Below are 14,665 nucleotides of genomic sequence, written 5' to 3' on the forward strand. Positions count from 1 at the left end.
TGAATGTCTTTTGAGTCATTTAAATTTCAACCATTTATTTACGAAGCGTTAGCGGAGAAGAAATTTACTTCACCAACAGAAGTTCAAGAAAAATTAATTCCTGTGATCCAAAAAGGTCGCAGTGTCGTGGGACAATCCCAAACTGGAAGTGGGAAGACGCATACATTTTTGCTTCCTTTGATGGATCAAATCGATCCGCAAAAAGATGAAGTGCAAGTCGTTATCACTGCACCGAGTCGTGAATTAGCCACGCAGATTTATCAAGCGGCAAAACAACTAGCAGAATTTCAGCAACCAGAGATTCGTGTGACCAACTTTGTAGGCGGCACGGATAAACAACGACAAATGGACCGTTTGCAAAACCAGCAGCCGCAGCTTGTTATCGGGACACCGGGACGAATTCTAGATATGATCAATGAACAAGCACTGGCTGTGCATACGGCACAAGCCTTTGTCATTGATGAAGCAGATATGACATTAGATATGGGCTTTTTGGAAGAAGTGGACCAAATTGCTAGTCGATTGCCGGAAAAACTGCAAATGTTAGTTTTCTCTGCAACGATTCCAGAAAAGCTGCGTCCATTTTTGAAAAAATATCTCGAAAATCCATTGATCGAAGAAATTCGTCCGAAAGCAGTCATCTCTGAATCCATTGAAAATTGGTTGATCTCAACTAAAGGAAAAGATAAGAATCAATTGGTTTATCAACTACTAACGACGGGACATCCTTATTTGGCGATTGTTTTTGCCAATACCAAATCCCGAGTGGATGAATTAACCGACTATCTGAAAGAAAAAGGGCTGAAAGTAGCCAAGATCCATGGCGATATCACACCGCGAGAACGCAAACGTGTGATGCGTCAGGTTCAAAATTTAGAGTATCAATATGTAGTCGCAACTGATTTAGCTGCTCGCGGGATTGACATCGAGGGGGTTTCGCATGTAATCAATGCTGAGATTCCGGCGGATTTGGATTTCTTTATTCATCGTGTGGGACGTACTGGTCGTAATCAGTTAGCTGGAACAGCGATCACTTTGTATGATCCTAGTGACGAACAAGCCATTCAAGCAATCGAAGATTTAGGTGTAAAATTCCAACCAAAAGAAATCAAAAATGGGGAGATCGTTGCAACATATGATCGGAATCGTCGACAAAAACGTGAAAAATCAAGAGACGAATTAGACCCAACATTGATTGGGTTGGTCAAGAAGAAAAAGAAAAAAATCAAGCCTGGCTACAAGAAGAAAATTCAGTGGGCTGTTGATAAGAAAAACAAAGAGAAACGAAAGATCGAACGTCGTCAGTCGAATCGCTCTGCTCGCAAGAATAAAAAAAATTCCAGTATCTAATTTAAGGAACACCCATCGGCCAAGCAATGGCTATTGGGTGTTCCTTCGTTTTAGCAAAGATTTTTTCCCATTTTTACACAGAGGATTCCATCTTCTTCAAAAGGAGGAGAGAGGATCTCATAGCCGCATTTTTGATAAAAGCCGATTGCTGCAATTTCAGAAGACAAAACCGACCAGCAAAAGCCATCGGTGATCGCTTTTTTCTCATAGGCCGCTAACAACTGCCGTCCTATCCCTTGCTTTCGATAGTTTTTAACCACGCAAAAGCGATCGGGCTGAATCGTTTGCGAATCCAACGATTGATAGCGAATAGTGGCAATTGGTACTTGGCCTTCTGCCAGTAGAAAATAATGGCAGAACTGATCTTTTTGATCAAATTCTAATTCAGGAGCGATTCCTTGTTCGTCGACAAAGACAGATCTTCTAAGTGCAAAAACAGCCTGCTGAATCCAGTCCTCCCGCCCAAAATAAAGCTGCATCATTTTTCCTCCCAATTCATGGTATACTCAATCTATATTGATTGTAGCAGATGAAAGGGGAAAGCTCGTGGATTTTTTCGAAGCATTGCAATGGACGAATTGGAAAAATTTGACTGCTGAAGTCAAAAGCCAAGTGTTTCAGCAAGTAGTCATGTACTTTGTCAGCCCATTGAAAGAAATTACAGATGTTCATTTTATTAAAACAAGCTATGCAGGAATCAAGTGTGAGACCTTTGAATTAACGATTGATGAGGAACCCTTCGTCTTTGTGCCTGGAAATTATGAAACAATTCTAGGCTGGGACTTGGGCATTCAGGGATTGCCGATAACCTGCTGGTCCAAAATGTGGCAAGAACCTCTCAGCCCTCCGCTCCGTCGCTTGATCGAAGGCTACGGATTGTCAAACGCTGAGGAGTGGGGAGATTTTGTAAATGAATCAATGAGCCCATTACGCAAAGCAGCCATTCCACCTATGTTGGTGCAAAAAATGGCGCTGCCGGCGGGTACTCGTTTGATTGGAGAACTAGATACAGTCACGGGAGAATTCCATGGTCATGTTGATCAATTTGAAGCTTTTGGTTCCGAGATACGGCAAGCATTTCAGCAGCCGCGAAGTTTTGAAGAAAGTTTGCAGTGGGAAATGCCAAGAACAGTCAGTGCCGAAAATCAGTACTTTGCGGAACTGCATCCAGTGTCTGGTAATTATCATGTATACACCCACCAACGAATGACCCAAAATGAATTGCAGCACTGGCTGGGACAGCAGGGATATGATTTGATGAATGAAGAACAGTGGGAATATGCAGTGGGCGCCGGGACCCGTCGTTTATTTCGTTGGGGCAATGAAAAACCCTGTGAGGATGGTGTCAAATTGACCAAAAAAGCATTGGCTGAGCCGAACATGTTTGGCTTGATTTATCCGTATGCCAATGGATGGGAGCTAACTGACAGTTCATTTCTAAAGATGGAAGATTGGCCAGAGTGCGGCAATTCATTACTGGATACATTGCCCTATGCTAGTTATTATCGGTCACGCAAAATGTTGCAAGCAAACCAGCAGTTGGACCCTGAAAAATACCGCTACCGAAAAGCAGTTATTATTGATCGAGAACGGATTTGAGGATTGACTTTTTGTGAACATTTCCTTATACTTTTAAAGACGAAGGACATGGTTGATTTGTTCATTCTTTACAGAAAGTTTTTCAAAGCTGAGAGAAAAACAAGAATCCTAATTGATCGCTCCCTTTGGTATCTGATTCAGTAGAAATGCTGACGCCTGCTCTGCGTTATCGAGTCTGAGAGGTAATGATCAACATCATTGCAAGTAAGGTGGTACCGCGTAGCTACGTCCTTGCTCTGCAGTGGTGTTTTTTTGTTTGACTGCCCAGAAGCGAGTTCGTCGAATGAACAGATATCAGAGAGAAAGGTCACCAAAGAACAAAAGCATTCCTTGATCCCAAGCGATTTTATCATTAGAAAGTAGGAAAACTATATGAAACACTTATCAAGTGCCGAAGTTCGTCAAATGTTTCTCGATTTCTTTCAATCAAAAGGACATTCGATCGAGCCTAGTGCATCACTCGTCCCTGTAAATGACCCAACATTGTTGTGGATCAACTCAGGTGTAGCAACATTGAAAAAATATTTTGACGGTACCGTTGTTCCAGAAAATCCGCGAATCACCAATGCACAAAAATCGATTCGGACCAACGATATCGAAAATGTTGGTAAGACAGCACGTCACCACACCATGTTTGAAATGTTAGGAAATTTTTCGATTGGTGATTACTTCAAAAATGAAGCAATCCATTGGGCGTGGGAGTTTTTGACTTCTCCAGAATGGATGGCCTTTGATCCAGAAAAGCTTTATGTCACAGTGTATCCAAAAGACACAGAAGCAAAACGAATTTGGCGCGAAGAAATCGGGTTGACTCCAGAACACATCGTAGAGATCGAAGACAACTTCTGGGATATCGGTGCTGGACCTTGTGGACCAGATTCAGAGATTTTTTATGACCGCGGACCTGAGTTCAACGATGTCGCAGAAGATGATCCGGAGAATTATCCTGGCGGTGAAAATGAACGCTATTTGGAAATTTGGAATTTGGTCTTTTCAGAGTTCAATCATCAAGCAGATGGCACGTATGAACCATTACCACATAAAAACATTGATACGGGGATGGGGCTTGAACGGATGGTGTCGATCATCCAAAATGCACCAACCAACTTTGAAACAGATCTCTTTATGCCGATCATCGAAGCGGTTCAAGAATTGAGCGGCAATTTTGCATATGGCGAAAGCAAAGCAACAGATATTTCCTTCAAAGTGATCGCCGACCACATTCGCGCGCTTTCTTTTGCTATAGGCGATGGTGCACTACCGTCAAACGAAGGACGCGGATACGTGTTGCGCCGTTTGCTACGCCGCGCCGTCATGCATGGCAAGAAATTAGGTATCGATTCAGCCTTTTTATATAAACTTGTTCCGATCGTAGGAAAAATCATGGAGAGTTATTATCCGGAAGTATTGGCTCAACAAGCGTTTATCGAAAAAGTAATCCGTAATGAAGAAGAACGGTTCCATGAAACGATCAATGAAGGATTAGAGATCTTGAACCAAGTCATTGCTAAAGTGAAGGCAGATGGGCAAGAGACATTAGCAGGTGCCGATATCTTTAAGTTGTATGATACTTACGGATTCCCTGTTGAATTGACTGAAGAAGTCGCTCAAGATGAAGGGTTGAAAGTTGATCATGCCGGTTTTGAAAAAGAAATGGATGCACAGCGGGCACGGGCTCGTTCTGCTCGATCGACTGAGCTTTCTATGGGTGTTCAATCCGCTCTTTTGACTGATATCAAAGTCGAAAGCCGTTTTGTTGGCTACGAAAGCCTTGAAGTCAACAGCGAATTGTTAGTGATCATTCAAGAGGAACAATTGCTTGATACAGTAACCACTGGTGAAGCCAAACTGATCTTCAAAGAAACACCATTCTATGCAGAAATGGGTGGTCAAGTAGCGGACACTGGTACTGTTGTTGACCAATCTGGTGTTATCGTTGCTGAGATCACTGATGTAAAAAAAGCACCAAATGGCCAGTTTCTGCATACTGCGAAGGTAACTGGTAACTTGACGGAAGGGGCTTCTTATTTCTTGCAAGTTGATCAGCACCGTCGGAACAAAATCATCAAAAACCACACAGCCACTCATTTATTGCACAAAGCGTTGAAAGAAGTGCTAGGTAGCCATGCAAACCAAGCAGGCTCATTAGTTGCACCTGGACACTTGCGTTTTGACTTTAGTCATTTTGGCCAAGTGACTGCAGACGAATTAAGTCAGATGGAACAAATCGTCAATCAGAAAATTTGGGAAGCTTTGCCAGTCGTAACTATCGAAACCGACATCGACACAGCGAAAGGCATGGGGGCGATGGCTCTCTTTGGCGAAAAATACGGCCACGATGTGCGCGTAGTCAATGTCGCAGATTGGTCTATCGAGCTTTGCGGTGGCACACATGTCGCCAATACAGAAGATATCGGTATTTTCAAAATTGTTTCTGAATCCGGGATTGGTGCTGGCGTTCGTCGGATTGAAGCAGTGACCAGTCAAGAAGCTTACGCATTGCTACATGAAGGAGAAGCACAGCTAAAAGCCATTGCAGGGATCGTCAAATCGGCACAAATCAAAGATGTAGTCAGCAAAACAGAACAATTACAGCAACAACTGCGGGATCTGCAAAAAGAAAATCAAGCACTGGCGAGCAAACTAGCCAATCAACAAGCTGGCGATGTTTTCAAAGATGTCAAAGAAGTGAATGGGATTCGTTTTATTGCTGCAAAAGTAACTGTCAAAGATATGAATCAGTTACGCCAATTGGCAGACCAATGGAAACAAAAAGAATTATCGGATGTTTTAGTTCTTGCTACAGCCAACGATGGCAAAGTTAATCTGTTGGCTGCAATGACGCCACAGGCAAATGAGAAAGGCTTGAAAGCTGGAGATTTGATCAAGCACATCGCACCGAAAGTCGGCGGCGGTGGCGGCGGACGTCCAGATATGGCACAAGCCGGTGGGAAGCAACCAGAAGGAATCGACGCTGCATTGACTGAAGTAGCCAATTGGTTAGCCGCAAACTGATTCTTTAACAGCAAATCATAAAAAAATGTATAACATCAAGAAATATCCGAACTGGAATTGTGTGTCAGAGAGCTGCCGCGTCTTTTTATAAGACGTTCGGTAGAGGATCGAAACGCGATTCCTTCGGGTATTTTTTCTGTTTTTGCAGAAATTGGATTTTATTAAAGAGAAATTTTGGGATAGCTGAAGCATTCATTTTTAGAAAAATACGTTTTTTACATGCTTTTAGTTGTTTTACTGATTTCATTCGGGGTAAAATAAGAAAGACGAATTTACGCTTGGAGGGAATGTTATGCTGCGCTTCTTTTTAAAGCGAATGAAAGGAAACGCAACTGATCGCACCATGATCGGTAAACTTGCGGGCTATCTGGGATTGCTCTCAAATGCACTTCTTTTTGTCGCAAAGTTTCTGATTGGACTGTCGGCACAATCGGTCTCGATCATGGCAGATGCTATCAATAGTCTGTCTGACACCGCCTCCTCCTTTTTGACATTGATCGGTTTTCGGATTGCTGCCAAGCCGGCGGATAGGGAGCATCCCTACGGCCATGAACGGTTTGAATACATTAGCGGTTTTGTGGTTTCTTTACTGATCACATTTGTTGGTTTTCAGTTTCTAAAAAATGCCTTTGAAAAAATCATTGCTCCTGAACCGATCCGTTTATCACCATGGTTGTTTATTGTGCTGATCTTGTCAATCGGATTAAAGCTTTGGCAAGGTCTCATGTACCGTCAATTGGCGAAGAAAATTGACTCTGCAACCTTACAAGCTAGCGGACAAGATAGTTTTAATGATGTACTCACAACAGTTGCGGTCTTGCTCTCTGCATTGATTGAATGGGGAACCGGTTGGCGGGTGGATGGGTATATTGGCTTGCTGATCGCGCTATACATTTTATTTAGTGGTATCATGATGATCCGTACCTTTATCAATGAACTGCTAGGTGCACGTCCGACAGAAGCTGAAATCCGTGAGATGGAGGATCGACTAGATCGTTATCCAACAATATTGGGGTACCATGATCTGCTCGTTCATAACTATGGTCCCAAGAATCGTTTTGCTAGTGTTCATATTGAGGTCAATGAAAGCTGGAGTTTGTCACAAGCCCATGAAGTAATTGATGCGATCGAACATGATTTTCAAAGGAACCTTCAAGTTGAATTGGTTTGTCATCTTGATCCTGTCCCTATCCAAAATAAACAGTACCGGCAGTTGCGGGAAAAAGTCAGACAAATCGTTGAGACGATTGATCCAGAGTTAAGGATGCACGACTTTCGGATTCACGAAAAACAGTTTGCTTTTGATTTGGTGATCCCAAAGCAAAGAAATTACACAGATCGTGAACTGCAAGATAAAATTTATCAAAAGATTACGCATGAAATCGGCACGTATGAGGTGGCGATCACGTTTGATCATACTTATTTGTTGTAGGAGGAAAATATGATAAAAATGGATATGAGTGTGGTTTCGACCGTCTTTTTGGCGTTGCTGTTTGTCAATACAGTTGCGGCATTTATTACTGTCTTTCGTAAACCGCGATCAATTGCAAGTGTTTTTGCCTGGATGATGACATTAGTCTTTATCCCGGGTTTTGGGTTTTTGTTGTATTTGTTTTGTGGTCGAGGAATCGACGGAGAAATCATTTATAAATTCAGTGAGCACCATCAAAGCAGAATCAATGAATTAAATCAAATCATCAAAGTCCACAATTATTCCTTTCCAGAGCATCCATACTCAGATGACAACCATCTATTGGAACGGTATTTTAAAAATTTAGATGAATCCCCTTTGACAAAAGGCAATCAGGTACAATTTTATACGGACGGCAAGGAAAAATTTGCTGCCTTATTTTCAGATATGCAAAATGCTGAAGACAATATTCATGTGGAATACTATTCTTTTTTTAATGATGAAATTGGTGGGCAGTTTCTTGATGTCCTAATTGAAAAAGCCAAGCAAGGAGTAGAAGTTCGACTGATATTCGATCCATGGGGTTCTCCCAAAGCAAATCGTAAATTCTTTCAGCCATTAATGGACGCTGGCGGAAAGGTCGTGCCCTTTATTACTTCAAAAAATTTAATTCGCAATACACGTTTGAATTACCATTTGCATCGCAAAATCGTGGTGATTGATGGCCAAATTGGCTGGACCGGCGGGTTTAATGTAGGGGATCAATATTTAGGTAAAAAAGCAAAATTTGGTTATTGGCGGGATACACATGCGCGAATCGTTGGAACTGCTAGTTTTACCTTACAGGAAATCTTTATCCGCGATTGGAATGCCTCGATTCGAAATGAAGCAGATCAACTGGAATATGAAGATCGCTATTTCATTTTACCGCCTAAAGAAGAGGCAGGTCATGTCGATATGCAAATCGTGGCCGACGGACCTGAGACGGAAACGCAGATTCTAAAAGGCGGCTTCGTCAAGATGATTTTGGCGGCTGAAAAATCGATTTGGATCCAAACCCCTTATCTGATTCCTGACGACAGTATGATGAATGCCTTGGAGATCGCCATCCACTCAGGTGTAGATGTTCGAATCATGATTCCCTGCATGCCGGATCATCCATTTATCTATCGAGCGACCCAACACTATGCCAACTATTTACATCGCCGGGGAGCGAAAATCTATATCTATGAGAATGGATTTTTACATGCCAAAACTGTTATGATGGATGATACCATCTGCTCGTTTGGCACGACAAATCAGGACATTCGCAGTTATGCGTTGAATTTTGAAGTCAATGCATTCGTTTATGATCAAGAAGTCACGGCGCAATTAAAAACGATTTTTGAAGAGGATATGCTGCAGTCCACTTTATTGACAGATGAAATGCTGGCTAAACAATCTTACTGGTTGCGTTTCAAGCAAAACTTTTCTCGTTTGTTATCGCCGATCCTGTAATTTTAAAGCCTTAGCTAACCCTTGACGGGCCAGATGGTCGGCACCTTTGTTTTGAGATTCGGGAATCCATTGGACAATCAGTAAAGTGAAATAGGGCAGCAAATCTTGGATTTCCTCTAAATACTTCCGAAAATCGGGGTTGTTCGTATAATTTTTGTCGATTGTTTGAGCGACGACTTTACTGTCTGTATAAAGCATGATCGTCTGGTCTTGCCATTCTTTCGTTAAGAGAAATTCAAGAGCATGATGCATCGCAGCAAATTCTGCTTGGTGATTTGTGAGCGTGGGTAGTACAAAGGCATGCTGTTCATGCAGGTCTTCCCCTACAATCAACAGACCGCCGCCACTAGGTCCAGGGTTTCCTTTGGTTGAAGCATCGAGATACACTTTTAGCATGAGTTGACTCCTTCTGTTATGATGGATATAAGTATACTAGAAATTGATCGCGTGAGGAAATTATTTATGAAACGTAACTATTTTTGGCAACCAGAACCAGCCACCGCAATTATCTATTGGTCCAGTTCACTGATCGTTTTGTTTTACAGCTTGATTTTGGCACTGGAAAATACTCGCCCTTATTGGAAAAGCAATCTTGTGTTGGGGATTTTTCTATTTCTTGTCTGGTTAGGATTGCAGCGCCGCCTTTATTTGACGGAGAAGACCATCAAAATCACCTATGCCCGCTTTTGGAAACGAGTAGTTATTCCTCTCGAGAAAATCCAAGCCATTGGGATAGAGAATCATCATTTGAGAATCGTGACCAATGAAAGAAGCTATACGTTTGTAATGCGTAAAAAAGATCTTGAAGTATTACAGACACACTTTGTTAATCTAGTGCCTATTCTTGAAAGACAAGAGTCAGAAAAATAATTCTGGCTCTTTTTTTATTCCAGTGAAAAACAGGGTTTCAATCTTCATGAAAAACGGTATAATAGAAATAGGACAAACAAATATGAATGAATAAGGAATAATAGTTCGGGAATAGAGGGTTACTGATGAAAAAAGATATCGAAATTGCACAAGAAGCAACAATTAAACCGATTATTGATATTGCAGCAACTATCGGATTACGAGCAGAAGATCTAGAACAATATGGGAAGTATAAAGCAAAAATCGATTGGCCAGCAATCAAGGAAATCGCGGAACGCCCCACCGGCAAGTTGATCTTAGTCACAGCGATTAACCCAACCCCTGCGGGAGAAGGAAAGTCGACAGTCACGATTGGATTGGCAGATGGCTTAAACCGTATTGGAAAACAAACCGTGATTGCTTTACGAGAACCATCATTAGGTCCAGTCATGGGGATCAAGGGTGGTGCGACTGGCGGAGGCAGAGCGCAAGTCTTGCCGATGGAGGACATCAATCTTCATTTTACCGGGGACATGCACGCAATCACTGCTGCGAATAATGCATTATCTGCGTTGGTGGACAATCATATCCAACAAGGAAATGAATTAGGGATCGACCCGCGACGGATCATTTGGAAACGTGTCGTGGATTTGAATGATCGTGCATTAAGACAAGTGATCGTCGGACTAGGCGGACCACTGCAAGGAGTACCTAGAGAAGATGGCTTTGATATCACCGTTGCTAGTGAGATTATGGCTATTTTGTGTCTAGCAACGAATTTGGATAATTTGAAAGAGCGCTTGAGCAATATTTTGATTGGTTATACGTATGATAAACAACCTATCTACGTCAAGGATTTGCAGGTTCAGGGGGCATTAGCTTTATTGTTGAAAGATGCCTTGAAACCAAATTTGGTTCAAACCATCGAAGGAACGCCTGCGTTGATTCATGGGGGACCTTTTGCCAACATCGCCCATGGCTGTAATAGTGTCATTGCCACTGAAACAGCTCTCCATTTAGGAGAATACACGGTTACTGAAGCGGGGTTCGGCGCAGATCTCGGGGCAGAGAAGTTTTTGGATATTAAAACACCCAATCTCTCTAAAGCACCAGACGCTGTCGTAGTGGTCGCAACGATTCGCGCCTTAAAAATGCACGGCGGGATAGATAAAGAACATTTAAAAGAAGAAAATGTAGCGGCTTTAGTCGCGGGTTTTGCCAACTTGAAACGTCACGTGAGAAACATGCAAAACTATCAATTGCCAGTTGTTGTTGCAATCAATGAATTTGTCACTGATACCGAAGCTGAGATCCAAATGTTGGAGCAATGCTGCAAGGAAATTGGTGTACCAATCGCTCGGACGCAAGTTTGGGAGAAAGGTGGCGCAGGGGGGGAACTTTTGGCGCAGCAAGTCGTCACTGCCATTGATGAACAACCCGGCAATTATCGTAGGCTTTACCAAAATGAAGAGAGCCTTCCTGATAAGGCTGCCAAGATCGTCAAAGAGATTTATGGCGGATCAAATGTGGTCTTCTCAAGTGTGGCACAGCGCCAATTGAACGTCTTCAAAAAAAATGGCTGGGATCAATTGCCGATTTGTATGGCAAAAACACAGTACTCTTTTAGTGATGATCCGCAGCTTTTGGGCGCACCGGCTGATTTTTCGATTACGATCCGTGAATTTGTACCAAAACTAGGCGCTGGTTTTATTGTTGCATTGACCGGTACTGTTATGACAATGCCTGGACTGCCTAAGAAACCAGCAGCATTGAATATGGATGTCGATGCAGACGGCAATGTATCTGGCCTTTTTTAATCTTATTTTCTCTCCGCATCTGCGAATACTGGATGAAGAAATAGGTTCTCGAAGGCTCCAGTAATAGTTCAGTCAATTTCTTACAATACACCACACTTACAGATCACTATTGATTCTGTAAGTGTGGTGTGTTGTTTGCGAGCGATTCGTCGTCTTTCAGTAGGTTTTGTTTGGTTCGTTTTTTGTTGACGCTGTACATAGGCTGCGAGATTCGGAAGAGAATAAAACCTCCCTTTTTCTTCTGACTTTCAAAAATTGGAAGAAATAATTGAAGAGGCTGCGAGGATATTTGATTTTTTGCGAAGTTTTCTAAAAGTCTCCCATAGTTATCTCCAGCATTCCTATTTATCCGTTGCTCTTAGAAACATTAGAAACGAAAGTAGGAAACGGGAAGGGGAAATTGTTATCAAGCTCTTTTAAACGAGAGACTATAAAAAGAATGGTTTTAAAAAGAGGGCTATAAAAGGCGCTCGTTTTTATCTTATGATTTGCCGCTTTTGGATTTTCAATCTATTAAAAGACTGAAAGTTAAATATTAGCAAGAGGCAAGAGACGTGTCTTTTGTTATAATATAATCAGTAGTGCATTTAAAAGACTGTTTTCTTTCTAAGAAAATTAAAGTATACTGATAAAATTGGAGCGTATAAAACGATGAAACGTAAAATCATACGAAATACCGGCTTTTACGCGATGGGGAGTCCGCTGGATTTGCTAGTGGATGGTCAGAAAGTCGCCAGAATCAATCATCAAGAGATCGTCGAGCTGAATCTCAATTCTGACAACCGATTGTCTGTCCGATTTTCCATCCTAAAAAGCAAAGAAATTGCGTTGGCTGATTTACACGCAGAAACTCCATTAGAAATAAAAATGAATCCGCGACTGATTTCTTTTTATGTGCTGTTTTATATTGGTCTGTTTCTAATGATCGCGTTTTTAACTCGCAGCGGACAGTTGTCCATTATCCTTTCGGGTATCTTTCTTTATTTAGCAGGTTATCTATGTTTAGGTCTTTATTATAGCAAACAAGCGTATGTAATTGAGGAGGTAACAAATGGCTAGCGGAGCAGATATTTTTTTGAGTAGTTTCAATCGAATCGAAAAACAATTGAGGGACGATTTGGGTAATCCTCGTAACATGGGTTTTTCAGAGATGGTTCGCCGTCTTTCAAAACAGAAGCAAGGAGACATCAAAAAATACGAAGAAGATTTATTGCAGATGGCCCAATTGCGGAACGCCATCGTTCATGAAAAAATCGGTGAAAATTTTGTGATCGCCGAGCCAAATCAATGGGTAGTGACACGAATCCAACAAATCGAACAGGCCTTGTTGCAGCCTGAAACGGTCTTACCTAAGTTTGGTAAAAAAGTGACCGGTTTTGAAAAAACGTTGGCGCTGAAAGAAATCTTGAAGATCGTCGCTCAAAAGCGGTTTTCACAATTTCCACTCTATGACAAAGGACGTTTTGTTGGGTTGATCACTTTACGTATGTTAGGATACTGGTTTGCTCAAGAAAGTCTAAAAGGAGAGATCCGATTAGAAGGGCGTAAAGCTGAAGACTTGTTGATCAAAGACGGTAAAGAGTCCAATTATCAGTTTGTACCCGCGACAACAACGGTCACTGAAGTAGAAGACCTGTTCCATAAAAATGCTTTACTTGAAGCGGTATTAATCACAAAAAATGGCGATCCTAATGGAAATTTATTAGGCATCGTTCGTCCGCGGGATATTTTTAACGAAGAAAGTGTGGAAAAAAGATGATAGCTTTGTTTTTTTTACTAAGTGCCATAATTGTTGGACTTGATCAGTGGTTGAAGTTTTGGATCGTCAGCAATTTTGAATTAGGTGATGTTCAAACGTTGATCGACCATGTCTTTTCACTAACTTATATTCGGAATACCGGTGCCGCATGGAGTATCTTAGAAGGGAAGATGACCTTCTTTACGATCATCACGGTTGCCGCTGTTATTGTTGTAACTTATTTGTTGATCCGTCATCGTAAAAGCAGTATATGGTTTCGATTGGGACTATCCTTTATCTTAGCCGGAGCGATCGGAAATTTTATCGATCGCTTGCGTTTGGGGTACGTCGTGGATATGTTTCAGCTAGATTTTATCAATTTTCCGATTTTTAATATTGCAGACATGTCGTTAGTGATCGGCGTGTTATTGATTTTTATCTATGCGTTAGTTGATGATGAAGTGAAGGGAAAATAAATGAATAATCAAATTGAAGTAGTAATCCATGAAGAAAAAGGGCGTGTCGATAAAGTATTGGCAGATCGTCTAGAAGCGAGCCGTTCGCAAATTCAACAATGGTTGAAAGAAGGTGCGGTCACCTGTCAAGGGGATCCAATTCGTGCAAATTACAAAGTAAAAGCTGGTGACCAGTTAGTGATTCAAGTACCAGAACCAGAGTCCCTAGATCTGGAACCTGAAGATATTCCTTTGACGATTGTGTATCAAGACCAAGATGTTGCCGTGATCAATAAACCGCAAGGAATGGTCGTTCATCCTTCGGCAGGGCATCCTAACGGAACGCTGGTCAATGCATTGTTGTATCATATGACCGATTTATCTTCGATCAATGATGTTGTACGACCAGGAATTGTTCATCGTATCGACAAGGATACGTCAGGGCTATTGATGATTGCCAAAAATGATCATGCCCATGAAGCGTTAGCCAAACAGTTGAAAGACAAAACTTCTTTACGGAAGTATGTTGCGCTGGTCCATGGGAATATTTCTCACGAAAAAGGCACGATCAATGCACCGATTGGCCGTTCTAAAGTGAATCGCAAGATGCAAGCAGTGCAAGAAGATGGTAAGCCGGCTGTGACACATTTTACAGTTTTGGAACGTTTTGATCAATTTACTTTAGTCGAATTACAGTTGGAAACGGGTCGGACCCATCAAATTCGGGTCCACATGCAATACATTGGCTTTCCATTAGCCGGCGATCCTGTTTATGGCCCTAAAAAGACTTTGAAAGGCAATGGCCAATTCCTTCACGCCAAACTGTTAGGATTTACCCATCCGACAACTGGAGAATCAATGGTTTTTGAAGCGCCATTACCCGAACTTTTTGAGGAAACCTTAAAAAAATTGCGAAAAAATGATTGATTTTTTT

13 protein-coding genes are annotated in these 14,665 nt (G+C 41.8%); 11 read left to right on the plus strand and 2 right to left on the minus strand.

Features of this window, described 5'->3' with window-relative positions:
- The first annotated feature begins 3 nt into the window (after nt 1–3).
- Nucleotides 4–1,350, plus strand: a complete 1,347-nt coding sequence (locus IGJ45_RS08270) for a DEAD/DEAH box helicase (protein ID WP_060814311.1) — start codon at nt 4–6, stop codon at nt 1,348–1,350.
- A gap of 50 nt (nt 1,351–1,400) precedes the next feature.
- Here the strand turns inward: IGJ45_RS08270 and IGJ45_RS08275 are convergent, their stop codons facing one another.
- Nucleotides 1,401–1,829: a GNAT family N-acetyltransferase gene (locus IGJ45_RS08275; RefSeq protein ID WP_409531427.1), complete on the minus strand. Its 429-nt coding sequence runs from the start codon at nt 1,827–1,829 to the stop codon at nt 1,401–1,403.
- Nucleotides 1,830–1,896: 67 nt separating this feature from the next.
- Between IGJ45_RS08275 and IGJ45_RS08280 the strand changes: the two genes are divergently transcribed.
- The 4 genes from IGJ45_RS08280 to cls all read left to right on the plus strand — a co-directional run bounded on the left by IGJ45_RS08280 (nt 1,897) and on the right by cls (nt 8,872).
- The gene (locus tag IGJ45_RS08280; RefSeq protein WP_279282293.1) at nt 1,897–2,949 is read left to right on the plus strand and encodes a DUF7278 family profilin-like fold-containing protein; all 1,053 of its coding nucleotides are present in this window, start codon (nt 1,897–1,899) and stop codon (nt 2,947–2,949) included.
- Nucleotides 2,950–3,321: 372 nt separating this feature from the next.
- Nucleotides 3,322–5,964 (plus strand): alanine--tRNA ligase, encoded by a 2,643-nt coding sequence (gene alaS, locus IGJ45_RS08285; protein ID WP_103300884.1) that lies wholly within the window; start codon nt 3,322–3,324, stop codon nt 5,962–5,964.
- A gap of 292 nt (nt 5,965–6,256) precedes the next feature.
- The gene (locus tag IGJ45_RS08290) at nt 6,257–7,396 is read left to right on the plus strand and encodes a cation diffusion facilitator family transporter (RefSeq protein ID WP_003126624.1); all 1,140 of its coding nucleotides are present in this window, start codon (nt 6,257–6,259) and stop codon (nt 7,394–7,396) included.
- Nucleotides 7,397–7,405: 9 nt separating this feature from the next.
- Nucleotides 7,406–8,872: a cardiolipin synthase gene (gene cls / locus IGJ45_RS08295; protein WP_113849711.1), complete on the plus strand. Its 1,467-nt coding sequence runs from the start codon at nt 7,406–7,408 to the stop codon at nt 8,870–8,872.
- Here the strand turns inward: cls and IGJ45_RS08300 are convergent.
- Nucleotides 8,855–9,268, minus strand: a complete 414-nt coding sequence (locus tag IGJ45_RS08300) for a ribonuclease HI family protein (protein ID WP_347083377.1) — start codon at nt 9,266–9,268, stop codon at nt 8,855–8,857. The two genes, cls and IGJ45_RS08300, sit on opposite strands and share 18 nt — an antisense overlap.
- 66 nt (nt 9,269–9,334) lie before the next feature.
- Here IGJ45_RS08300 and IGJ45_RS08305 point away from each other — a divergent pair, with 66 nt between their 5' ends.
- From IGJ45_RS08305 to IGJ45_RS08330, 6 genes are all read left to right on the plus strand, one after another.
- Complete coding sequence (locus tag IGJ45_RS08305; RefSeq protein ID WP_005473184.1) at nt 9,335–9,742, plus strand: EbsA family protein; 408 nt, start codon at nt 9,335–9,337, stop codon at nt 9,740–9,742.
- A 125-nt stretch (nt 9,743–9,867) separates the two neighbouring features.
- The gene (locus IGJ45_RS08310) at nt 9,868–11,538 is read left to right on the plus strand and encodes a formate--tetrahydrofolate ligase (protein ID WP_409531426.1); all 1,671 of its coding nucleotides are present in this window, start codon (nt 9,868–9,870) and stop codon (nt 11,536–11,538) included.
- A 651-nt stretch (nt 11,539–12,189) separates the two neighbouring features.
- A complete protein-coding gene (locus tag IGJ45_RS08315; RefSeq protein ID WP_195957257.1) occupies nt 12,190–12,597 on the plus strand; it encodes a hypothetical protein in 408 nt (135 codons plus the stop codon).
- Nucleotides 12,590–13,297 carry a CBS domain-containing protein gene (locus IGJ45_RS08320; RefSeq protein WP_003126617.1) on the plus strand — a complete coding sequence of 236 codons (708 nt, stop codon included), beginning with the start codon at nt 12,590–12,592 and terminating at the stop codon, nt 13,295–13,297. Before IGJ45_RS08315 ends, IGJ45_RS08320 begins: the two co-directional genes overlap by 8 nt.
- Nucleotides 13,294–13,752, plus strand: a complete 459-nt coding sequence (gene lspA / locus IGJ45_RS08325) for a signal peptidase II (protein ID WP_003126616.1) — start codon at nt 13,294–13,296, stop codon at nt 13,750–13,752. The genes IGJ45_RS08320 and lspA overlap by 4 nt, the downstream gene beginning before the upstream one ends.
- Nucleotides 13,753–14,658 (plus strand): RluA family pseudouridine synthase, encoded by a 906-nt coding sequence (locus tag IGJ45_RS08330; RefSeq protein WP_003126615.1) that lies wholly within the window; start codon nt 13,753–13,755, stop codon nt 14,656–14,658.
- Nucleotides 14,659–14,665 lie beyond the last annotated feature (7 nt).

This window comes from Enterococcus sp. DIV0574, from assembly GCF_051711125.1.
In the GTDB taxonomy this organism is placed as follows: domain Bacteria; phylum Bacillota; class Bacilli; order Lactobacillales; family Enterococcaceae; genus Enterococcus_D; species Enterococcus_D gallinarum.

Excerpts from the sequence above, each read along its gene's own strand:
- IGJ45_RS08300 (WP_347083377.1), bottom strand. The coding sequence starts at position 9,268 with ATGCTAAAAGTGTATCTCGATGCTTCAACCAAAGGAAACCCTGGACCT.
- IGJ45_RS08310 (WP_409531426.1), top strand. The coding sequence starts at position 9,868 with ATGAAAAAAGATATCGAAATTGCACAAGAAGCAACAATTAAACCGATT.
- IGJ45_RS08275 (WP_409531427.1), bottom strand. The coding sequence starts at position 1,829 with ATGCAGCTTTATTTTGGGCGGGAGGACTGGATTCAGCAGGCTGTTTTT.
- IGJ45_RS08305 (WP_005473184.1), top strand. The coding sequence starts at position 9,335 with ATGAAACGTAACTATTTTTGGCAACCAGAACCAGCCACCGCAATTATC.
- IGJ45_RS08270 (WP_060814311.1), top strand. The coding sequence starts at position 4 with ATGTCTTTTGAGTCATTTAAATTTCAACCATTTATTTACGAAGCGTTA.
- alaS (WP_103300884.1), top strand. The coding sequence starts at position 3,322 with ATGAAACACTTATCAAGTGCCGAAGTTCGTCAAATGTTTCTCGATTTC.
- cls (WP_113849711.1), top strand. The coding sequence starts at position 7,406 with ATGATAAAAATGGATATGAGTGTGGTTTCGACCGTCTTTTTGGCGTTG.
- IGJ45_RS08320 (WP_003126617.1), top strand. The coding sequence starts at position 12,590 with ATGGCTAGCGGAGCAGATATTTTTTTGAGTAGTTTCAATCGAATCGAA.
- IGJ45_RS08315 (WP_195957257.1), top strand. The coding sequence starts at position 12,190 with ATGAAACGTAAAATCATACGAAATACCGGCTTTTACGCGATGGGGAGT.
- lspA (WP_003126616.1), top strand. The coding sequence starts at position 13,294 with ATGATAGCTTTGTTTTTTTTACTAAGTGCCATAATTGTTGGACTTGAT.
- IGJ45_RS08330 (WP_003126615.1), top strand. The coding sequence starts at position 13,753 with ATGAATAATCAAATTGAAGTAGTAATCCATGAAGAAAAAGGGCGTGTC.
- IGJ45_RS08290 (WP_003126624.1), top strand. The coding sequence starts at position 6,257 with ATGCTGCGCTTCTTTTTAAAGCGAATGAAAGGAAACGCAACTGATCGC.